The 21,687-nt window shown below is 63.2% G+C and carries 15 protein-coding genes and 7 pseudogenes; 5 read left to right on the plus strand and 17 right to left on the minus strand.

What is annotated here, in order from left to right:
• Nucleotides 1–12 precede the first annotated feature (12 nt).
• The 6 genes and pseudogenes from rqcH to ACFQH2_RS07305 all read right to left on the minus strand — a co-directional run bounded on the left by rqcH (nt 13) and on the right by ACFQH2_RS07305 (nt 9,136).
• Nucleotides 13–2,129 (minus strand): annotated as a pseudogene (gene rqcH / locus ACFQH2_RS07280) (ribosome rescue protein RqcH).
• Nucleotides 2,130–2,239: 110 nt separating this feature from the next.
• Nucleotides 2,240–3,841 carry a potassium channel family protein gene (locus ACFQH2_RS07285; RefSeq protein ID WP_377052290.1) on the minus strand — a complete coding sequence of 534 codons (1,602 nt, stop codon included), beginning with the start codon at nt 3,839–3,841 and terminating at the stop codon, nt 2,240–2,242.
• Between the two features lie 348 nt (nt 3,842–4,189).
• The gene (locus ACFQH2_RS07290; protein WP_377052292.1) at nt 4,190–4,594 is read right to left on the minus strand and encodes an SHOCT domain-containing protein; all 405 of its coding nucleotides are present in this window, start codon (nt 4,592–4,594) and stop codon (nt 4,190–4,192) included.
• A gap of 264 nt (nt 4,595–4,858) precedes the next feature.
• The gene (locus ACFQH2_RS07295; protein WP_377052294.1) at nt 4,859–6,517 is read right to left on the minus strand and encodes a tRNA uridine(34) 5-carboxymethylaminomethyl modification radical SAM/GNAT enzyme Elp3; all 1,659 of its coding nucleotides are present in this window, start codon (nt 6,515–6,517) and stop codon (nt 4,859–4,861) included.
• A 49-nt stretch (nt 6,518–6,566) separates the two neighbouring features.
• A pseudogene (locus ACFQH2_RS07300) lies at nt 6,567–8,793 on the minus strand (DHH family phosphoesterase).
• Nucleotides 8,794–8,872: 79 nt separating this feature from the next.
• A complete protein-coding gene (locus tag ACFQH2_RS07305; RefSeq protein ID WP_377057026.1) occupies nt 8,873–9,136 on the minus strand; it encodes a hypothetical protein in 264 nt (87 codons plus the stop codon).
• Between the two features lie 174 nt (nt 9,137–9,310).
• Here ACFQH2_RS07305 and ACFQH2_RS07310 point away from each other — a divergent pair.
• The 4 genes and pseudogenes from ACFQH2_RS07310 to ACFQH2_RS07325 all read left to right on the plus strand — a co-directional run bounded on the left by ACFQH2_RS07310 (nt 9,311) and on the right by ACFQH2_RS07325 (nt 11,149).
• Nucleotides 9,311–10,038: pseudogene (locus tag ACFQH2_RS07310) on the plus strand (metal-dependent hydrolase).
• Between the two features lie 51 nt (nt 10,039–10,089).
• Entirely contained in the window at nt 10,090–10,476 is a 387-nt protein-coding gene (locus ACFQH2_RS07315; RefSeq protein WP_377052300.1) for an OsmC family protein, read from the plus strand.
• Nucleotides 10,477–10,532: 56 nt separating this feature from the next.
• Nucleotides 10,533–10,990, plus strand: a pseudogene (locus ACFQH2_RS07320) (DUF5799 family protein).
• Between the two features lie 6 nt (nt 10,991–10,996).
• Nucleotides 10,997–11,149 carry a hypothetical protein gene (locus tag ACFQH2_RS07325; RefSeq protein ID WP_377057143.1) on the plus strand — a complete coding sequence of 51 codons (153 nt, stop codon included), beginning with the start codon at nt 10,997–10,999 and terminating at the stop codon, nt 11,147–11,149.
• A 15-nt stretch (nt 11,150–11,164) separates the two neighbouring features.
• Here the strand turns inward: ACFQH2_RS07325 and ACFQH2_RS07330 are convergent, their stop codons facing one another.
• From ACFQH2_RS07330 to ACFQH2_RS07340, 3 genes are all read right to left on the minus strand, one after another.
• A complete protein-coding gene (locus tag ACFQH2_RS07330) occupies nt 11,165–11,305 on the minus strand; it encodes a DUF7557 family protein (RefSeq protein WP_377052304.1) in 141 nt (46 codons plus the stop codon).
• A gap of 42 nt (nt 11,306–11,347) precedes the next feature.
• Entirely contained in the window at nt 11,348–11,728 is a 381-nt protein-coding gene (locus ACFQH2_RS07335; protein WP_377052306.1) for an SHOCT domain-containing protein, read from the minus strand.
• Between the two features lie 79 nt (nt 11,729–11,807).
• A complete protein-coding gene (locus tag ACFQH2_RS07340; RefSeq protein ID WP_377052308.1) occupies nt 11,808–12,785 on the minus strand; it encodes an isocitrate/isopropylmalate family dehydrogenase in 978 nt (325 codons plus the stop codon).
• 264 nt (nt 12,786–13,049) lie between these two features.
• Between ACFQH2_RS07340 and ACFQH2_RS07345 the strand changes: the two genes are divergently transcribed.
• On the plus strand, nt 13,050–14,201 hold the full coding sequence (locus ACFQH2_RS07345; RefSeq protein ID WP_377057028.1) for an inorganic phosphate transporter: 1,152 nt from the start codon (nt 13,050–13,052) through the stop codon (nt 14,199–14,201).
• Here the strand turns inward: ACFQH2_RS07345 and ACFQH2_RS07350 are convergent, their stop codons facing one another.
• From ACFQH2_RS07350 to ilvB, 8 genes and pseudogenes are all read right to left on the minus strand, one after another.
• Nucleotides 14,202–14,633, minus strand: coding sequence for a universal stress protein (locus ACFQH2_RS07350; RefSeq protein WP_377052310.1), 432 nt, complete (start codon nt 14,631–14,633; stop codon nt 14,202–14,204). It abuts the gene before it with no gap.
• 103 nt (nt 14,634–14,736) lie between these two features.
• Entirely contained in the window at nt 14,737–14,940 is a 204-nt protein-coding gene (locus tag ACFQH2_RS07355) for a plastocyanin/azurin family copper-binding protein (RefSeq protein ID WP_377076976.1), read from the minus strand.
• A gap of 780 nt (nt 14,941–15,720) precedes the next feature.
• Nucleotides 15,721–16,355 (minus strand): annotated as a pseudogene (leuD, locus tag ACFQH2_RS07360) (3-isopropylmalate dehydratase small subunit).
• Nucleotides 16,352–17,772, minus strand: a pseudogene (leuC, locus tag ACFQH2_RS07365) (3-isopropylmalate dehydratase large subunit). The pseudogenes leuD and leuC overlap by 4 nt, the downstream one beginning before the upstream one ends.
• Nucleotides 17,769–18,014 (minus strand): hypothetical protein, encoded by a 246-nt coding sequence (locus ACFQH2_RS07370; protein WP_377052318.1) that lies wholly within the window; start codon nt 18,012–18,014, stop codon nt 17,769–17,771. Before ACFQH2_RS07370 ends, leuC begins: the two are co-directional and overlap by 4 nt.
• Nucleotides 18,007–19,038 (minus strand): ketol-acid reductoisomerase, encoded by a 1,032-nt coding sequence (gene ilvC, locus ACFQH2_RS07375; protein ID WP_377052320.1) that lies wholly within the window; start codon nt 19,036–19,038, stop codon nt 18,007–18,009. The genes ACFQH2_RS07370 and ilvC overlap by 8 nt, the downstream gene beginning before the upstream one ends.
• A gap of 14 nt (nt 19,039–19,052) precedes the next feature.
• Nucleotides 19,053–19,712, minus strand: coding sequence for an acetolactate synthase small subunit (ilvN, locus tag ACFQH2_RS07380; RefSeq protein WP_377052322.1), 660 nt, complete (start codon nt 19,710–19,712; stop codon nt 19,053–19,055).
• A 2-nt stretch (nt 19,713–19,714) separates the two neighbouring features.
• Nucleotides 19,715–21,474, minus strand: a pseudogene (gene ilvB / locus ACFQH2_RS07385) (biosynthetic-type acetolactate synthase large subunit).
• Nucleotides 21,475–21,687: the final 213 nt, after the last annotated feature.

Consider the following 21,687-nt stretch of genomic DNA (forward strand, 5'->3'; position numbering starts at 1 on the left):
CTCTGGCGCGGATCAGTCCTCGATGATTCGGCTCCCGCCCGGGGGCAGGAAATGCTGGATGAGGTCGGGACTGGCTACTTTTCTGACGAACGAGGTGTCCTCGAAGCGCTCGCGGAACTGCCGGTAGATCCGCTTTGCCACGTCGCCCTGTGCGTATCGCCCCGGCTCGACCTCGATGGTCGTCTCGGCGTGCTCACGGATCGCTGACGGCGGGCCGCCGATCACGCGCGTCGATGGCTCGCAGGTGATGCCGACGCAGGCACCGATCCCGACGTCCCGGAAGTACTCCCGATCCCCGCGGATCGCGAAGCCACCTTTCTCCAGGAACTCGCCGCTCTCGGGGGTCTTCGAGACCTGATCGTGATCGACGGCGTAGACGTCGCCCGAAAAGCGCCCGTCCTTCCAGACCGACGAGTACGAGACGGCGAACTGCGCGGCCTCGCGCTCGCTGGACTCGGGAAGGCTGACGTCACGTGCCGCTTCGCTCGGATCGGTGGCCTTGAGAATCGTCACTGGGCCACCGTGGGCCTGGGCGTGGAAGAAGCGATCCCCTTTGTCGAGATACTTCTTGACCAGTTCCTCGTTCTGGTCGGCGTTGCGCCCGCCGATCACGAGGAAGTCGTCGCTCGTGTGGAACCAGCGGAACCGCTCGTACCACTGCTCCGAACTACGGACGGGGATCGAGGGCTCGGAGAGCCAGTCGCGGTCGCCCGGTTCCGTCTCTTCTTCCTCGTCGTCCTGCTGCTCCTTGCGCTCCCACTCGTCGCGGCGCTGTTTGGCGTCTTCGAGCGCCTCGCGGGTGTCCTCGATGGCGGCGAGCGCGCCCTCTTTTTCCCCTTGATGCGCTTTGCCTCGCGGTAGAGCCGATCCGCATTGTGCTCTACCCCTTCGCTCGCGTCGAGTCGCACATCGGTCCCGTCGACATCGACGGTGACGAACCCCTCGTCGGCGTCGATCCGCTGTACCGCTTCGGCCTCCTCGATCCCTTGCTCTGCGCCCTGGGCGAACGTCTCCTCGATCTCGTCCCACGGGACCTCCTCCTCGCGCGCGGACTGGATCGTCGAGAGCACCTCGTCGACCAGATCGTAGTGTGCGTACAGCAACTCGGCTTTCTCACGCTCGGCTTCGGCGTCCTGCTCGAACCCCTCGATCGCCCCCTCCTGCTGTTCGATGATCCGTTTCTGTTTCTCGATCTCGTTCTCGAAGTCGGGCCGCTGGGTGCCGCCCGCGTTCTCCTCGTCTTCGGTCAGATCGAGTTCGTAGAAGTAATCGTCGACGGCCGCGTTGAACGTGTCGAAGGCCTCGCTTTCGAGGTGGCTGTACTCCTCGAGGGGGACCGGCGTCACGTCGACGCGCCGCCTGCTCTCGCCGTCCTCTGTGTCCTCGTAGTACACTCGCGGGTTCAGTCCGCCGGTCCGGAGTTCGATCGCGAGTTCGTCGATAGCGGCGAACAGCGGTTCGTACTCGTCGTCGTCGGCCTCGCTGATGTCGATCGTCTTCTCGACGCCGGCGCGGGTACATAGCTCCTCGGCGTAGAGTCCGCCGAAGTTCAGTTGCGTCGCGAGCGTCCGGACGACGTCGGTGTCCGAATCCTCCATCATCGCGACGAACGCGTCGTAGGACATCGTCAGCGGATTGATCCGCGAGTCCGGGAACTCGTACTGTGCGCCAGGGGCTACCGTCCGCGATTTCAGGCGGACGGTGTCCAGACAGTCGACGACCTCACGGTTCGAGTCGATCACTGCGATGTTGCCGGGCCCGAACAGTTCGGTGACGATTGTCGTGTTCTCGTCGCCGCGCTCGAAGGTGAACTCCAGGATTCGGTCGAACTCGTACTGCTCGACACCGGCAAAATCGGCTCCGCTGAGCCGGTTCCGGAGCATCATCGCGAAGTTCGGCGGCCGCCCCGGCGCGTCGGGCACGTGTTCGGGCTTCGCGAGGTGGGCCCGTTTGACGTCGCCGATTTCGACCAGCAACTCGATGCGGCCGCGGTCGAAGTCCCGCATCTTCAGCCGGAGAAAATCGTCGCCGTAGAGGTAGGCTTTGTCGACTTTCGCCCCCTCGTACGCTCCGAACTCGGAGACGAGGGCTGCGAGGTCGACGCTCGTCAGCTCCTGCTTTTGATCCATACCGATAGGTCCGTCCGGGCGCAAAAATGCGTGTCGCTACGGTGGCCCCTGTCGGCCGCTCCCGATACGGCCAGCGCCGGTACGACGCGTCATCGAACATCTGGCTCGCCTCATTCGCCCTCGATGGTGGCGATCGCCCCGTCGTCGCCGACCACGAGCAGGTCGTCGTCGTCCCGGAACTCGAACGACGGCGAGATGTCCGTGAGGAGTTCGTCGTCCCGCTCGACGGCGACGACGATGTAGTCCAGCGCAGGGATACTGGTGCCGGCCATCCGCTGTCCGGAGATCTCTGAGCCCGAGATCCGAACGACCTCAAGCTGTCGATCGTACGAGAGGATCTCTTCATGTAACACCTCACGGACGAGGATCCGGCCGCTGATCTCGGGAAGCGAGAGGACGTAGTCCGCCCCGGCGCGGCGGAGCTTCGAGGAGTTTTCCGCGTGGGTTGCCCGTGCGATCGTATCCATCTCCGCGTTCTGTTCGTTGGCAACGAGAACCGTGAGGATCGCCTGATCGTCGTCACCGATCGCGACGATGAACGCCGATGTGGTCTCGATGTTGGCTGCCCGGAGCGTCGATTCGTCGGTCGCGTCACCGACCACGTCGACCGCGTCGGCTGGCTGGAGATCGATCGTCGTACACTCGACTCCGGCCGATTCGAGCGCCGCTCTGACCGTCGATCCGACGATTCCGTTCCCCGCGATGATGGCCCCGCCCTCGATCCCACGTGGCTCCGTCTCTATGGTGTCGAGGTCGTCGTCGTACCCCGCGACGAGTGCTACCGTGCCCTCGTCGACGAGACAGTCGTCGGGCGGCGAATCGACGAACTCGCCGTCCTGCCACACCCCCACGACCGTCAGCGAAGGCTCCTCCATCGCCTCGATTTCTTCGACAGTACAGCCACAGACTCGACTTTCCTCGGTAACGCTCAGTTCGACCAGCGAGTACTCCTCTCCCAGCGAGATCGAGTCGCTTCGCCCTGGGATCAGTTCGGTCAGGACCCGCTCTGCGAGACGTCGCCCGAGCAGGTCTCGTGGAGTCAGCACCTCGTCGGCACCAGCGTAGGTCAGATGCTGCTCGAACTCGAGATCGGCAACCAGCGCGATAATCCGGACCGACTCGTCGAGTTCCCTCGCGGCGAGAATGACGCTCGCGGTCCGTTCGTCGATCGTATCGACGACGACTGCGGACGCGCGGTCGAGGCCTGCGCATCGGAGCGTATCCACGGAAGTCGGATCGCCGTGGACTACCGAGATGCCGTCCTCCTGCAGCGACAGCGCCTCGGATTCGGTCGTCGCGACGACGACGTACTCGACGTCCCGTGTCTCGAACTGCTCGACTAAGCGATCGCTTTGCTGTTCGAGGCCACAGACGACCACGTGGTCCGACGCCTCGGTCGCCGTCGGGGCGTCCGGTCCCAGCGCCTCTTCGAGCACCGGCCGGAAGACGTAGGGAACGACGATAAACAGGAGCAGGAAGGTCGAGAGATCGACAGCGGAGACGAAGACGTTCCCCATCGTCGTGTCCCACGGCGAGTCCGAACCGTAGCCCGTCCCGGTGAACGTCTCGATGATTACCTGCAGACTGTGTGCGAAGAGCGGCTCTCGCCCCTCGACGGCGACCATGACGGTGTGATACAGTATCGAAGTAACGAGTACGAGTACGAAGATCGCACCAACCGTCCTGAGCGCCCGTCGGAGCCAGAGTTCCATTCGAGATCACCTAGCGATTGCAGTAAGAACTTCCGCACCAAGACCTATCATGATACCGGCACCTGCCAGTGGACCGGACCGTCGAGACGACATATCGACGAGTCCGTCGCTGTACAGATCATGAGGCCCATCGAACGTCGTCGCCGACCGACGAGCCCGATACCGCGATGGTCCGGTCAGTGGAGCGTCGACCGCCGGAGTGATCCACTGTAGCGGCTTTCGATGTCGGACTCATCGCGCTCGCTGCGGGGGCGACCACAGGCTTGGGTGCACTCCCGGAACCCCTTGCGGCGGCGGTCGGGGTCGGCGTGATGCTGGTCGTCGACGTGGCGCTCGCAGTGTGACCGCTTACTGCTCGAACTCGATGTCTCGCTCCTGTCTGCGCTGTCTGTCTTCGACGTCTTCGAGCGTCTCCGTCTCCAGCAGTCGGTCGAGTTTTCGCTCGAACTGCTCGTCGGTGAGTTCGCCGCGGGCGTACCGGTCTCGCAGGGTCTCCAGCGCGTCCTGTACCTCCTCGCTATCACTCTCGGTCGACTCGACCGGATCGTAGTCGTCGAGCCACTCGTCGATATCGTCGTCGTCGCCGTAGAGGAGGGCAACGATCGGAACCACCACGATGTAGCCGAACAGCATCACCCCCAGCCACCAGTTCCCTGGCCCGACGAACAGCAACGCAAGCCAGAGACCCGTGACCAGCATCGACGTCACCTCGACGGCGTTTTGCCGGAGCCGTTCTTCCGGTCCGTCCTTCATGCGTTAGGCTATGCGGGGCTGGATAAAAACCGTCATGATAGCTGGCGGAGCTGTCAACAGTGCTTCCGGAGGGCTGGCGGAGTCGCGACTCAGCGGCGCTTGCTCACGTACGGCCCGTCACTACGACCTTTTTCATCGTCGGGTGGCTACGCTCCGCTCGCCACCCTTCCTCGAAAAATCTCGGCCAAAAACTGCTCGCTCGGAAGACTCGCGTTGCTCGTCTTCCACGGATCTCGTTCGCTACACTCACGAGATTTTCGCTCGCTACAGTCGCTTGCTCACGTACGGCCCGTCCTGGTAGTAGTCGAGTTTTTCGCGGTAGTACTCGCGGGCACCGATGCCGCTGATGATGCTGACTTTCCCGTAGCCCGCGTCGGCGGCGAGCCCTTCAGCCTCCTCGATCAGACGGCGACCGTAGCCCTTGTGCTGGTGCTGGTCCCCTGCGGCGTCCTGTCCGATTGCGGCCTCGCTACCGTAGACGTGTAGCTCCCGGACCAGCGCGGCGTCCTCTAGTTCGCGTCTAACAGGGTTGTTCGGGAACCGAAGCCGACAGAAGCCGATCAGCAGGTCCTTCTCGAAGTCCTCGAAACTGATGAAGTGTTCCGTCCCGCCCCCCGCCTCGTAGGTCATCACGTCGAGTTCGACGTTCTCTGGCGTTTCGTCGTTCATCCCGGCCTCGCGACAGCGGATACACTCGCACTCCCAGCCGTGTTCTTCCATGCGTTTCCAGGCTAGCTGGCGGAGGTTCGACTTCCAGACGCCGGCGTCGATGAAGTCCGCAGGAATATCTCGCTGGACGCGCTGAAGCCGCGTGTAGCGGGGGATCATCGACTTGATCTCGGCGACGATTTCGGCAGCCTCCTCGTTCGTCAGGGGGTCGTACTCGCCCTCGTGCCACATATCGTAGGTCTGGGTGCCCCGGACGATCAGCGTCGGATAGATCTTCAGGTAGTCCGGCTTCCATTCCTCGTCCTCGAAGAGGCGGCGGAAGTCCTCGATGCACATCTCGTGGGACATCCCGGGCTGGCCGGGCATCATGTGGAAGCCGACTTTGAACGCGGCGTCCCGAAGCCGTCGGTTGGCGTCGATAGAGGCCTGCGCGCCGTGGCCGCGATGCATCTCGCGGTTGATCCGCTCGAAGGTGGTCTGGACGCCGACTTCGACCTTCGTCCCCCCGAGGTCGAGCATCCGGTCGATCTGTTCGGGATCACACCAGTCGGGTTTCGTCTCGAACGTCGTTCCGATGTTTCTGATCTCGTTCGTCTCGTTTTCCGCGATGACGTCTTCGAGATACTCGAACTCCGTCTCCTCCGGATCGGGCGCGAAGCTTTCCTCCTCGGCAGGCGAGGGCTCGCTTTCCAGGTCGTAGTCGTTCATCGCCTGTAGCGCGCGTTTGACGAACCACTCCTGATAGTCGTGGCTCCGGGCGGTCATCGTCCCACCCATCACGATCAACTCGGCCTTGTCGACGGGGTGACCGATCTCTCGAAGCTGATGCAGTCGGAGCGTCACTTGCCCGTAGGGGTCGTAATCGTTCTGCTCGCCGCGAGCGGCGGCCGGTTCGTGCCCCGTGTAGCTCTGTGAACTCGTGAACTCCGATCCCGGGCCGCCGGGGCAGTACAGACACTGCCCGTGCGGGCAGTTGTGGGGGCTGGTCATGATCGCAATCGGCGAGACGCCCGAGGCCGTCCTGACCGGTTTCCGCTGGAGGACGGCTTCTAGCTCTTCGCGTCGCTCCTGGGGTGCGTAGTCCAGCAACTCGGTGTGTTTGGGCACCTTCGGCGAGGAGAACTCCGAACAGACGTCGAGCTTTGCGCTCTCCAGGTCATCTCGCTCTACGTCCCCGGCGAGGATCCGATCGACCAGCTCCGAACAGGCGTTCTCGAACGCCTCGCTTTCCGTGGCGTCCGACTCGGTACTCATTACTGGATCAGAGCGACTTGCAGCGAATAAGAGTATCGACTGTGGGTCTCTACAGCTCGCTCGCGATCGAGGCGATGGCCGCTTCGAGCACCTCGTCGCGGGCGCCCGCGAGGAACTCGATGTGACCGTCGCGGCCGCCAACAGCGGTGACGGCGGCGTTGTCGGCTCGCTCGGCGGCCTGCGCTGCGATCTCGCGGACGTCGAGATCCTCGGAGCTTCGGACGTGGATCTCGTCGTCGTCGACACCCAGCGTGACCAGCGGCGTTCCGAGTTCTTCGCTCTCTCGGCGGTGGAGCGCGTCGACGAGCAGCGTCGTCGTCGGGAAGTCGTACTGGTGGGTGTAGGCGTCGGTGTCGAGGACGGCGAAATGGACGCCGTCGGCCTCTCGAGTCGTCAGGTTCCGCTCTGCGGTCTCGATTTCGGTCTCGAGTTTCGTCCGGAACTGTTCGCTAATGTGGCTCGCCAGCCCCTCGGCCTGCTCGAACAGCAGGTCGATGATCAGTTCGCGTTTGTCGCGGTAGGTCTGGTAGTAGGCTTCGAGCGCGATTGCCTCGCGGAGTTCCTGCACGGAGTCGGCGTCGTAGCCGGCCTCGGCGGCGAGATTGACGTACGCCTCGGGAGCGGCCTCCCAGTAGCCGATTGCCGGGACGTGCTCTAAGTCCTCGCGAACGTCCGGGTTGACGGCGGCGGCGACGTTCGCCGCGAGCGCGGGCGTCGTGACGCCCTCGGTGGAGACGAACGTGTCGACGGCATCGGTGACGTCCTCGTCAGGCGCGTGCGTGTCGACGACGACTCGCTCGACGTCGTAGACGTCCAGCAGTTCGTAGCCATCAGTCGACTCTTTCGTGCTGCCGACGTCGGCGAGCACGACGAGGGTAGCTGTTCGCCGTGTCGGTCACGGGCTTCCAGCATGTTCGTCACGTCGTTGGTCGCCGCCTCCATGTCGTAGATATGGCCTTCGAGCGGTCGTCGGTTGAAGTAGTTGTAGACCGCGTCCTGCCGGTCGTGCTCGTCACGGATCAGCGGTAGGGCGGCGCGTTCGATGGCCGCGCCGGCCGCGTAGCCGTCTGCGGTCGCGCTGTGTCGGACCACGATCGGTCGGCCGACCATGATCGCTCGGCGGATCGCCGTACTGGCCGCCTCGATGCCACCTTCGACCTCGGCGACGGCGTCGTTATCAGCAGCAAGTCGATCTCGTCGGGCCGAGCGGCTTCCGAGAGCGCGGCGCGGAGCCGTTCCTCGACGACGGCGCGCTCGCCGCCGGACAGCCGCATGACGGCCTCGGTCTCGACCTGCAGTTCGTCGCGGCGCAGTTCGGCCTCGCCATCGAGTCGGACGAAGTCCTCGGCCTCGATGTCGGGGTAGGCACGAACGCCCGCCTCCTCGAAGGCAGCACACTCGACAGTCCCTGTCTCGTCGCGAAGCTCGAATATAGTCGGTCCGCTCGTCTGTCGGACGCTTGCGACTTCGCCCTCGATCCGGACGCGGTCGCCGACACGCTCGCCGAGCGTTCCGATCTCGGAGCGTTCGATCGGTTCGTCCTCGACTGCTTCGCCCTCCTCATCGACCGTTTCTTTGACTGTTTCTTCGACCGTTTCTTCGACAGTCTCTTCGACAGTTTCCTCGACCGTTTCTTCAACTGTTTCTTCGACAGTCTCTTCGACTGTTTCCTCGACCGTTTCTTCAACAGTTTCTTCGACAGATTCTTCGACCGTTTCTTCGACGACAGCCGTCTCGGACTCGTCGGCGGTGGTCGGTTCGGGCTGACTGCCACCGCCGTCCGTAGTCCTGCTCTCCTCGGGCGTGTCGGTCGATTCGGCAGTGTCGGTCTGCTCGGGCGTCGCTAGGGTATCGTCGCCGGCCGCTGCCGACGACTTATAATCGTTTCCCGACTCGTCCTCGTACATCTTGTCGCCGCTCGGCGCGTCGATGAGTCGACCCCGGAAATCGCGGTCCTCCTGTCGGATCGACCAGCCCAGGTCGACGTCGCCGTTATCGCGAATAGATTTTACTTTGACGTACATCTCATCGCCAGCGTCCCAGTCGAGACTGTCGAGGCGCTGGTCGAGTTCGCTGCGGTGGAGAAGGCCGGTGACGCTGTCACCGATGTTGACGAAGACGCCGAACTCGGCGAAGCCGTCGACGGTGCCTTTGTAGTAGCGGTTCGGTGTTAGCTGATCCGGGGAGCTACCGCGGAACTCGAATGCTACGTCCTCCTCGTGCGTACTGCAGACTAGCCCGTCCACGGGCTTGCCACAGATGATACAGTTGCTCATTTAATCGGTTTGAATAGCCCCGTCCTAAAACTGTTGTCGAAACTCTCTCGCTGTGGTCGACAGTGTACGGTCGAATCTGCTACTCGAAGAGGGGGCTGTTGGCCTCGAGTTGCTCGATATCGTCGGCGATCGATCGAATGTCCTCGGGAAAGAGTGCGACCTGTATCTCGCTACCGTCTTCGTCCTCGAAGACGAGTTTGACGCGCTCGTCGCCGAACTCCCTGGCTTCGGCACTTTCGACGTCGTACAGTTTTGCGGTGGCGCTCTTGTTCGACGCCCCGACGTTCTTGATCGCACCGTCTTTGAGTTCAAGCATGAAGTCGTCCAGTTGTAGCGTGAGCATGGGTGTCGTTGGGTCGGCAGACAGAAAACGGACTCCCTGTGAGACGCATCTCCGCGGGGGTCCCGTCTCCCAGGCGAGCACGTCCCACTCGGGACCGAACAGGGGCACGACGACGTGTGGCCCCATGCTGTCAGGTATCACTAAGTGAGTGAGAGGAGTAGCTTTTGATGTACCATGGAACTCACCTGGCACGGTCATTCGACCTGGCGTGTAACGGTTGGAGACACCGATCTGTTGATGGATCCGTTCTTTGACAACCCCCACACGGACCACGATCCCTCGGAGATCGAGACGCCGGATTACGTGCTCCTCACGCACGGCCACGCGGACCACATCGCCCACATCGGCCAGTATGCCAACGTCACGGCGGTCGGGACGCCGGAGGTGACAGGCTACGTCGCCGACCAGTACGGTGTCAAGGACACCATCGGGATGAACATCGGCGGGACGGTCGAACTCGGCGACGCCTACATCACGATGCATCGCGCCGATCACACGAACGGACTGGACACGGCCTACGAGAACGCGGGTGGGACGCCGGTAGGCTACGTGATCAGCGACACCAAGCCGACTCAGATCTCCGACGAGGAGAGCACGACGTTCTACCACGCCGGCGACACGGGCCTGATGACCGAGATGCGCGAGGTGATCGCGCCGTATCTCGAACCGGACGCGGCGGCCGTCCCGGCGGGCGATCACTTCACGATGGGGCCGATGCAGGCGGCGATTGCGGTCGATTGGCAGATGTCGATCACGCGTTCCCGATGCATTACGACACCTTCCCGCCGATCGAGATCGACGTCGAGCAGTTCGAGCGCGAAGTGAAGGCGACCGGGAGTGAAGCCGAGGTCCACATCCTCGACGGCGACGAAACCTTCGAACTCCCGCCCGGTCCACTCTGAATTTTCCGGTGGAACAACCCTTACATCGACGGGGTTGAAGAGGGAGGTGCTATGGCCAAAGAAGTACACAGCACCTCCACAGAGGGTTTTTCGACACACAACAAGATCCGAGAGTTCGAGACGACCGTCGATGCGACCGGCGAGGACGCCCCCGACACGCTCGAATCCCTGCTTGCCGCCTACAGCGCGTGTTTCGTCCCGGCGCTTCGCGTCGGCTCCGAACAGCGCGGTGGCGGCGACCTCGGCGAGATCGAGATTGCGGTTACCGGCGAACTGAATGACGACGACAAACTGGATTCCATCTCGTTCGACGTCACCACCGAGACCGACCTCGACGACGAGACGGCCGACCAGATCACGGAACGCGCGTTCGAGCTGTGCAAAGTCCACGACGCGCTCAAGGACAGTCTCCACGCCGACGTGACGCTCCACAGCTAAGCCACCAGTTCCGCTTTTTCCGCAGATGTAATAGGACCGTCAGTCGTAGTACCGGTATGAGCAACAGCGACTGGACCGACAGAATCGTCGGCGCACGCATGAAAGTCGATCAGGAGTTCTCCGAGCGAGTGCAGGCCTCGGAGTTCTCTACCAGGAGTGGGGGATGATCATGACCGCGGTCGAACTCGAAATCGAGAACCCCGAAGACCCGGAAAACGCCCGCGTCGTAGCGAACACTGACAACGTTCCGCAGGTGATGCCAGCACTGGACGACGTCCGCAGTCAGATGGGGGCGATGGGCGGCGCACCGAGTGGCTCCTCGGAGAGCGGTGGCGGTATCGTCAGCGCGCTCAAAGGGCTGTTCGGAATGGACGGCGGTGGCGGCGGGGATCAGGAACGGCTTGACGCGGCGGAGGCTCTCGCCGACGAGTACGCCGAACGGCTACAGTCCCACCTCGAATCCAAGCATCAGTGGGAGACCGCCTGTAGTGCGGCAGCGCGCGGAGCCGAATAGCGCACGGTGGCTCTCCCCAGCGATAGCTCCTTTGTCTACATGTTGTTGCTGTTCGGTCTCGGCGCGTTCGGTGCGGGCCGGACCCTGGGGCTGGACGGTCGCCTCGAACAGACCGAGTTCGTACAGAACAACTCATGGCTACGCTACCTGATGGGGTAGCTACCACCTCCTTGATTACCCGCTTTTGAACAGGGTCAACTCCTCGACCTCGTAGATGTTGATCAGTTCGTTGATCAACTCGTCGTAGGACTCGTCCTCGATTTTGAGATCGTCGAGACGCTCCAGTGTCTCTTCTTCGAGTTCGACTTCAGGCATATGTGTCTCTTCGAGTCGGACGCGCTTAATCGGCGGGGGCTCTCACTCCATCTCGTACTCTCTGGACCGTGACTCGTCGTCCAGCGACTCTACATCGACCGGATCGAGATACCGTTCGAGGCGACGCTCGTACTCCGCTTCGTCGATTTCGCCCTCCACGTAGCGCTCTTTGAGCCGTTCCTCCGGCGATATCGACGAGCGTCGGCCCTTGTTCGCTTCTTCACCACCGCTCCCGTACATCGTCACCGCGGCGTACGCGATGAGCGCAAACACGACGACTGGAACGACCACCGCGAGGACGGTCCAGACGATACTGAGCGCCACCGAGATGACTGCCGTGACGACGACGAACACGACGAACAGCGCGAGCAACGCGAGTACCGTCCGCCCGAGCAGGCCGAGGGTGCGTGTATCGCTGGGCATGTCTCCTCGTACGTCCTCGTCGAGTGTAAAAATGAAGCCGCAGTTTCCCCGTCGGAAGCCGCGAACCGAACCGGCTGATTCAGAGACGGTCGACGATGGCTCCGGTGACGTCCTGGGTCGACGCCGACCCGCCGAGATCCGGCGTTCGGGGCCCCTCCTCGAGCACGGCCTCTGTAGCCGCTCGGACGCGGTCTGCCTCGTCGCCGTGACCGAGATGGTCGAGTAGCATCGCTGCCGAGAGGATCATCGCCGTCGGGTTGGCGATGCCCTCGCCCGCGATGTCAGGGGCGGAGCCGTGAACCGGTTCGAAGAGGGCGTTTTCCGCGCCGACGTTCGCGCTCGGGAGCAGGCCGAGGCCGCCGACCAGTCCCGCCGCCAGGTCGGAGAGCATGTCGCCCGCCAGGTTCGGGCAGATGATAACGCCGTAGTCCTCGGGATGGGTGATCAGATGCATCGCCAGCGCGTCCATCAGCGCGGTGTCGTACTCCGCGCCACGTTCTTCGGCGACGGCTTCGGCGGCGTCGAGGAAGAGTCCGTCCGTCTTGCGCATGACGTTCGCCTTGTGGGCGATTGTCACATCGTACTCGTTCTCTTCGGCGTAATCGAAGCCGAACTCCGCGATGTCGCGGGAGGCCTCTTCGGTGATGACGCGGGTGAGCGTCGTCACGCCGTCGGCGATCTCGCTCTCGATGCCCGTGTAGACGCCCTCGGTGTTCTCGCGGACGAAGACGAGGTCGGTCTCCGGTTGGACGGCGTCGAGACCGGGGTAGGAGACGGCCGGTCGAATGTTCGCAAAGGAGTCGACGACGTCCCGTAGCGGGAGGATCACGTCGGCGGCCGTCTCGCCGGCCGCGCCGAACAGCGTCGCGTCAGCACTGGCAGCCAGTTCGCGGGTCTCTACCGGGAGCGCCTCGCCGGTCCTGGCTTTCGTCGCGTCGCCCGCCTCGCCGTCCACAAACTCGAACGAGACGTCGAGCGCTTCGAGGACCTCGACTGCGGCCGGCGTCACTTCCTGTCCGATTCCGTCGCCCGGGATCACCGCGATCCGATGTGTCATTACCACCTCAGATGCTGTGGGGGTTGGAAAGGGATTCGGTTTGTCACCATTCGGGGTTTCTGATCGAAGTCCCAGAGGATTCTCCGGTACCCCCTCAACTATTAACGGCTCCGGCGATAGATCTCCATGATATGAACGCTGTTAGCGCCTTTCTTTGCGGACGGCAGCCAACCGAACTGACTCTGCGCTGTCTGCAGGGGTGGCGCTGACGTGTCGATCGCTTTCTGGGCTCTCGTCGGTCTGGGGACACTGACCTGTCTGTTCATGGCGTGGGCACTGGGCGCGAACAGCAACTCTCCACCCTTCGCCCCGGCTATCGGCGCGAACGCCATTTCGACGATGCGTGCAGCGTTTCTGATCGGTATCCTCGCGGCGTTAGGGGCGCTGACACAGGGCGGTGCGATCTCCGAGACGGTCGGTGCGAACCTGATCCTGAACGCTCCGATCACTGCTCTCGCGGCGATTTCAGGGCTCATGACGGCGGCGTCGTTCATGATCTTCGGCGTCTACTCGGGCTACCCGGTGCCCGCCGCCTTCGCCACCACTGGCGCGATGGTCGGCGTCGGCCTCTCGCTGGGCGGCGATCCGGCGACCGCGACCTACCGGGAGCTAATCATCTTCTGGCTACTGGTGCCGCCGACCTCCGGCGGCATGGCGTATCTCACCGCGAAACTGCTCCGTCGGGACGACATCCCGGATGCGATCGGGGTGCCACTGCTCGCCGGGATAGTCGGCGGGATCCTTGCAAATATCCGGCTCGGTGTGATCCCGTCGCCGCCCGACGTCGAACAGAGTTCCGTCGCAGAATTTTTCTCACGGACCGCCGGCGAACCGTCGGTACTGGGTACCGACATCGTCGTGATCCTGGCGACGATCGGGTTCGCAGTCGCCGGGTTCGCGTACATTCGTCGACGAACGCTCGATTCCGCAGAACAGGGGATCAGAACGTTCCTGCTGTTGCTCGGCGGCGTCGTCGCCTTCTCCAGCGGCGGAAGTCAGGTCGGACTGGCGACCGGGCCGCTGGAAAACCTGTTCGGGACCGAACTCGGGCTTCCGAGTATCGTCCTGCTCTCGGTCGGTGCCACCGGGATCATCGCCGGCGCGTGGATGGGCGCACCTCGCCTGCTCCAGGCGACCTCACGCGAGTACGCCCAACTCGGCGCACGTCGCTCGATTGCCGCACTCGTCCCCGGTTTCGTCATCGCACAGATCGCTATCGCGCTCGGCGTTCCCATCTCATTTAATAACATCATCATCTCCGGCGTGATCGGCGGCGGCCTCGCCGCTGGCTCTGCTGGGGTCTCTCGCAGAAAGATCGGTGTCACGGTCGCGTTCTGGCTGATTACGCTTTCGACGTCGATCGTCATCGGCTTCGGGCTGTATCGGCTCCTCTCGACGGTGTTAGGAATGAGCTGATCACTTCACGACCGTCACCGGAACCGGCGATTCCCCGACGACTGCGGTCGCAACCGTCCCGAGCAGTCGTCGTGCGACCCGGTTCGTCTCGTCGCTGTGACCGCCCATGACGATGTGATCGATATCCTGCTCTTCTACCATCTGAAGGATCGCATCGGCTGGATCTCCCGTCTCGATGATGACCTCGACTGGGCGGTCCGCCTCGGCGGCCCGTTCTCCGGCCAGTGTGATCACGCTCTCGGCATACTCGCGAGCGGCGTCGAGGCGCTGGTCGTCAGCGCCGAGCAGGCCGCCCTCGCTCATCGGTGCATCGAACGGCAGAACGACGTTTACGACCGTGATCGGGCAGTCGAACGTCTCGAGCGCGTATTCGAGCGCCTCGTCGGCGAGCGGTGAGCCATCGAGCGGAACGAGAACGTGTGAAGGTGCCACAGAATCACTTCGTCAGGGGGTTTAGTATCTCACGGCGTTGCTCTCCTCGCGGCCAGCAAAAAATCGCCCGTCCGTCAGTATCGCGGCCGGTCACTCGGTCGACTTACTGGTCTGGCGCGACGACGTCGACTGCGCCGAGCATTCCCAGATCGACGTGGGGTTCACAGTAGTATCGCTGGATCCCGTCGTCGAAGGACTGCTCGAAGGTTTCGCCCTCTTCGAGGACGACGCTCCCGCTTTTGAACTCAGCGGCGGAAGCCGCATCGGAGACGACGTTGTGTGCACCACCCTGCCAGAGCCACTGGATCGTGGTTCCCGAATCGACACGAACTGCCGGCGGTTGAACACGCTCTCGGCCGTCAGCGCAATCGTTACCTGATCCTGACCCGTCGCGTCAACCATTCCCCCGTCGTAGTTCGGAGCATCCTGGAGGTAATCGTCGATCTCCGTCGGGACCTCAGCGACCATCGGAACGTCATCCTCGCCGTTCTCCACTTCTTCGTCGTCGCCGTTCTCCTCGCCGTTTGCCGTTTCCTCGTCGCCGCTCTCCTCGCCGTTTGCAGTTTCCTCGTCGCCGTTCTCCATTCCCCCTCGTCGGCGTTTCCATCCGCAGAGTCTTCGTCGCCACCGAGACAGCCTGCGATTGTGGTGAGGGCTACTGCGCCGCTTGCACCGAGAAACCGTCGACGGCTCTGTCTATCAGACATGCACAGTAGGATTGGTCTCTACAGGTATACGATGCGTGATAGAATACAACTGATATGTAGTGGTCGATGATAGGGTTTCTCCGGGGCAGTCGACAAATTACGCAGGAACGTTCGGATCGCGACGAACCAGGCCGACAGCCGTCGGATTCGACGTCACCATCGGGATGCTCCCGAAGCCACTTCCGGAGGTTCCTCACGGTCTCTTTGTCGGCGGTTGCGGCGGGGATGCCAAGCGACCTGCAGTTGTCCGTGGAGCTCTCCGCGAACGTCTCGACGACGTCGCGCTTAACATTTGCACAGATACAGTTTTTATATGCAGGCTGATATATAACGGAAGATAATTTTCTTCCCACTACCGACCGAATCGCCAAGAGAGCCGGTTACTCGGCTTCGGGGATCGCAGTATCCTGCACGTAGGGCAGACTCTCAGATTTCTCGCGGACAGAGTGCGCGTTGGATTTCATCAGCGCTGTGGTATCCCAGACGCCGTCGACCAGCGCCTTGCGCTGAGCGTCGTCGACGGTGACGCTGATCTCGTTGCTACCGTACGTAACGGTCTCGGCGTCGATGTCTACCTGGATCTCGCCGTCGGGATTGTCGTCGACCCACTGCTGTAGTGCGTTGATCGTCTCGTGGTCGGCAGTCACGGTCGGGACGCCCAGCGCGAGACAGTTGCCCGCGAAGATCTCGGCGAAACTCTCGCCGATAATGGCGTCGATACCCCAGCGCATCAGTGCCTGGGGGCGTGCTCGCGGGAGGAGCCACAGCCGAAGTTCGCGTTGACGACCAGTACGTTCGCGTCCTGAAATTCCTCGTCGTTGAACGGGTGTTCTTTCTGGTTGTCTTCGTCGTCGAACCGCTGATCGAAGAAGGCGAACTCGCCCAGTCCGTCGAAGGTGACGACCTTCATGAAGCGGGCGGGGATCACCTGGTCGGTGTCGATGTCGTTTCCGCGGACGGGGATACCCGACCCGGTAACGTAGTTGACTTCCGGAATCTCGATTTCGTCGGTCATACTGTAGTCACCTCTTTCAGATCGCGCACGTCAGAGACCTCGCCGGTGATCGCCGCGGTGGCGACCATCCGTGGGTTCATCAGGACGGTGCGGCCGTCCTTGCTTCCCTGTCGACCGACAAAGTTACGATTCGACGAGGACGCGCAGGCTTCGTCGCCCTCTGCTGGTCCTCGTTCATGCCCAGACACATCGAACAGCCGGCGTTTCGCCACTCGAACCCGGCCTCCTCGAAGACGTCCTTGAGACCTTCCTCTTCGGCCTGTTTCTGGACGCGCTGGCTGCCGGGAACGACCATCGCACGGACGTCCTCGTGAACCTCGCGGCCCTTCACGATGCCCGCGGCGCGGCGCAGGTCGGGCAGGCGGGCGTTGGTACACGAGCCAAGGAAGGCAACGTCGATATCGTAGCCTTCCATCGTCTCGCCCGGTTCGACACGCATGTGTTTCTGGGCGCGCTTCGCGGTGTTCTGTTTGTCATCGGCCAGCGTTTCCGGCGCTGGGATCGGATCGTTGATGCCGACGCCCTGACCGGGCGTCGTCCCCCACGTGACGACGGGGTCGAGTTCGTTCGCGTCGATGGTGACGACGTCGTCGTATTCTGCGTCCTTGTCGGATCGGATCGACTCCCAGTAGGGTTTCAGTTTCTCGAACTCCCCTGGGTTCTCTTGGAAGTAGTCGGTCTCCTCGAGCCACTCGAGGGTGGTCTCGTCGGGGTTGACATAGCCCGCCCGGGCACCGCCCTCGATTGACATGTTACAGATCGACATTCGGCCTTCCATTCCCAGGCTCTCGATCACGTCGCCGGCGTACTCGTAGACGTAGCCAACGCCGCCCTCGGTGCCGAGCCGGCGGATGATTTCGAGGATGATGTCTTTCGCTTCGACGCCCTCGCCGAGCTCACCGTTGACCTCGATCTTGCGAACCTTCTGTTTCTCCATCGCGATGGTCTGGGTCGCCAGCACGTCGCGGATCTGGCTCGTCCCGATGCCGAACGCGAGCGCACCGAACGCGCCGTGAGTTGAGGTGTGACTGTCCCCGCAGACGATCGTCTTTCCGGGCTGAGTGATCCCCTGCTCCGGTCCGATGACGTGGACGATTCCCTGATCGCCAGTCGTCGGGTCCGAGAACTCGATACCTGCGTTGCGGACGTTCTCTTCGAGTTCAGCCATCATCTCCTCGGCGGCGTCCTCCTTGTACGGGCGAGACTGGTCCGCCGTCGGAACGATGTGGTCGACCGTCGCGTGCGTTAGCTCCGGATAGGCCACTTCCAGTCCCCGCTCCTGCAACATTCCGAACGCCTGCGGACTGGTGACCTCGTGGATGAGGTGGAGTCCGACGAACAGCTGGTCCTGCCCGGTCGGAAGTTCGGTTATCTTGTGCTCTTCCCAGACCTTGTCGTATAGCGTTCCCTTGCTCATCTGTTGTCCTTATCTACTGCTACGTTCACGGATACGTCAGCCTGCCGCTTCTTCCCGCGCTTAAAGACCGGACTCGCGCCCTCGCCGTGGGGCGGGACGTGGTCGACGTCCGCCATTCGTTCCTCGGTCTGTTCGTCCTGTCCACCGTCGGTGACGACGGTCGGGCCGCGCTCGAACGAGCGGGCAGCACTCCTGTCACCGAACGGGTGGGTGTGATCGACGTTTCGCATCTGTTCAGTCATCTGCTGGGACTTCTTCTTTTGCTTCCTCCCACGCGAACAGTTCGCGCAGGCGGCCGCCGACGGCTTCGATTTCGTGGTTCTCCTCGGCGGCGCGGAGTTGTTTGTAGCTCGGTCGATTCGTCTGGTTCTCGGTGATCCATTCGCGGGCGAACTCGCCGTTCTGGACCTCTTCGAGCACCTGCTCCATCCCTTCGCGGGCGTACTCCTCGTCGACGACGTACTCGCCGCGGGTGAGTCCACCGTACTCGGCGGTGTCGGAGACGGAGTTCCACATCCCCATCAGCCCACCCTCGTAGATGAGGTCGACGATGAGTTTCATCTCGTTCATGCACTCGAAGTAGGCCATCTCGGGCGAGTAGCCGGCGTCGACGAGCGTCTCGTAGCCCTGTTTCATCAGGTCAGTGACGCCGCCACAGAGGACGGCCTGCTCGCCGAAGAGGTCGGTCTCGACCTCCTCCTGAAACGACGTCTCGATGACGCCTGCTCGCGTACAGCCGATAGCTTCCGCGTAGGCGAGCGACTGCTCTTTGGCGTTGCCGGTCGCGTCCTGATAGACCGCGATCAGTCCCGGAACGCCCTCGCGGCGCTCGTAGGTTCGGCGGACCAGGTGGCCCGGGGACTTCGGCGCGACCATCGTCACGTCGACGTCTTCCGGCGGTCGGATCTGGCCGTAGTGGATGTTGAACCCGTGTGCGAACTGGAGCGTGTCGCCCGCTTCCAGACCGTCCTCGATGGCTTCGTACACTGCAGGCTGAATCGTGTCGGGCACGAGCATCTGGACGATGTCGGCCTCGGCGGTGGCGACGTCCGGCGTTTCGACGCGCAGGCCTTCGCTTTCGGCTTCCGGCCACGAGGACGAGTCCTCGCGCAGGCCGACGATCACGTCGACGCCACTGTCGTCGAGGTTGAGCGCGTGGGCGTGCCCCTGGCTACCGTAACCGAGTACGGCGACCGTCTTGTCTTCGATATACGAACTGTTCGCGTCCTCGTCGTGGTATACTGTCGTGGTAAACTCGTCTGCCATATGTTTCTCAATCTTCAGTCGTCGGCCGGCACTTCTTTGCTTTCCGGTTCCGCGGTCGGTGGCACTTTGGCGGCCGTCTGCTCCGCACCCCGCGTGAGTGCCGCGGTTCCGGTGCGAACGATCTCCTCGATTCCGAACCGCTCGAACGCCTCGACCGCGGCGTCGATCTTCTGCTCACTGCCCGTAACCTCGATAGTGACAGTTTCCTGGCCCGCGTCCACGGCCTGTCCGCCGTACATATCGGCCATCGCGTTGACCTGGTCGGGATGGGTGCCGTCGACCTTGATCAGCGCGAGGTCCCGCCTCGTCGCGTCGCTCGGCAGTTCCGTCACGGAGACGACCGGGACGAGCTTCTGGAGCTGTTTTTTGGCCTGCTCGACGCCCGGCCCGGGCTCCTCGATGACGAGCGTGATCCGCGCGCGGTCGTCGTCGGTCGTCGCGCCGACGGTCAGGCTCTCGATGTTGAACTGTCGCCGGCTAAACAGCGAGGCGACCTTGGCGAGCACGCCCGGTTCGTGAGCGACCAGCGCGGAGAGCACCGCGCGTTCGGTATCCGGTTCGGCCTCGGCGTCGGGGTCGATCCGGATCCCCTGTGCGTTGCGCCGTCGCGACGTCTCCGGTCGCTCGTTCGGGTGCGGTCCATCCAGTGCCTTGGAATCTGTATCGTCGCTCATTGTTAGATCTCGTCCAGTTGGCTTTCCGACAGTGCGAACTTCCCGTTGTTACCGCCGCTGGGAACCATCGGGTAGACGTTCGCCTGTGGGTCGATGCGGAAGTCGATGACCGTCGGACCGTCGTACTCCATCGCGGCCTCGACGGCGTCGGGGACTTCGTCGTAGTTCTCGACGGCCTCGCCATGCGCGCCGAAGGCTTCGGCGAGTTTGTCGAACTCGGGACACCAACCGTACTCCGAGGCGGCGTGTCGCCCCTCGAAGAAGGCGTCCTGCCACTGGCGAACCATCCCGATATACTCGTTGTTCAGCACCGCAACGGTGATATCGAGGTCCTCGCGGACCGCGACGGACAGTTCCTGCATCGTCATCAGGAAGGAGCCGTCGCCCTCGAAGCAGATGACTTCCTGGTCGTCGTCGGCCGCGACGCGGGCGCCGATGGCTGCCGGCAGCCCGTAGCCCATCGTTCCCAGCCCGTTTGAACTGACGAACGTGCCCGGTTCGAGCCAGTCCCAGTACTGCCAGGCCCACATCTGATGCTGGCCGACGCCGGTGGTGACGATTGCACGGTCGCTGGTCGCTTCGTCGAGCGCCTCGACGACGAACTCCGGCTGGAGCGCCCGGTCTTCGGGGACCGGGTAGTCCATCGGATACTCGGCTTTCCACTCCTTGCACTGGTCGCGCCAGGTGTCGGCGTCGGGCGTTCGCCCGACTGCGTCGGTGAGTTGCTCGATGACGGTCCCCGCGTCGCCGATCAGCGGGTAGTCGGCGTGGACGTTCTTCGATATCTCGGCGGGGTCGATATCGACGTGGACGACCTCTGCTTCCGGCGCGAACGTCTCGATGCCGCCGGTCAGTCGGTCGTCGAAGCGCGTGCCGATGCCGATGAGCAGGCTGGAGTGATGCAGGGCCATGTTGGCGAAGCCGGTGCCGTGCATCCCGCCGCCGCCCATCGAGAGTTCGTGGTCTTCGGGGAACGCGCCGGTGCCCGGCATCGTCGTGACGACGGGAATCTCGTAGCGCGTCGCGAACTCGTACAGTTCCTCGGAAGCCTCGCTTCGGATGACGCCGCCGCCGGCGAGGATGACGGGCCGTGCGGCCTCCTCGACGGCGCTCGCCGCCTCGTCGACGCTCTCTGTCTCGGCGTGTTCCCTGTACTGGTAGGTATCCGGCACCGAGGCCTCGCCTGGTTCCTGGTCGGTCTCGCCGTTGGTGACGTCTTTGGGCAGATCGACCAGCGTCGGGCCGGGCCGCCCCTCACGCGAGAGCGCGAGTGCGGACCCGACGTCGTCGCCGACCCGGTCGGAGTCGTCCGCGAAGATGTTGTGTTTCGTGATCGGATCGGTCACGCCGGTCGTGTCCGTCTCCTGAAACGCGTCGTTGCCGACGAAGTTCGTCGGGACCTGACCGGTCAGCGCAACGAACGGGTCGGAGTCCATCGACGCGTCGGCGATTCCCGTGATGAGGTTCGTCGCGCCGGGGCCGGACGTCGCCAGACAGACCCCGGGTCGTTTGCAACGACGCCGTAGGCGTCCGCAGCGTGGGCCGCGCCCTGTTCGTGGGCCATCGTGATATGCGTGAGCTGGTCGGAGTCGTACAGCGCGTCGTAGACGGGCATGATCGCCCCGCCCTGGACGCCGAAGAGGTGTTCGACGCCGTCGTTTTCGAGCGCGCGAACGACGGACTGAGCGCCGGTGGTAACCGGCTCCTGGTCGGTTTCCTCCTCGCTGTCCGTGATCTCTGCGGCGTGTGCTGGCTCACTCATGCGCCTGCACCCGCCGATGGCCGTTCTGGTGGCGTGGTTGTCTGGCTATACTGTCGTCGTGGGTGTCGAGGTCGATACATGGTTCGAGCGGTGGCTGTGTGATCTATGGTCGATACGGTCGGGGTCGAAAACTGTGGTAGTGGTGGGGCTATAGAGCCCCTACAATCACACCGAGAAGACGCCGGACGGACCGTCCGCTGGTGGCAGTGGCGG

This window comes from Natronoarchaeum sp. GCM10025703, assembly GCF_042661985.1.
In the GTDB taxonomy this organism is placed as follows: Archaea; Halobacteriota; Halobacteria; order Halobacteriales; family Natronoarchaeaceae; genus Natranaeroarchaeum.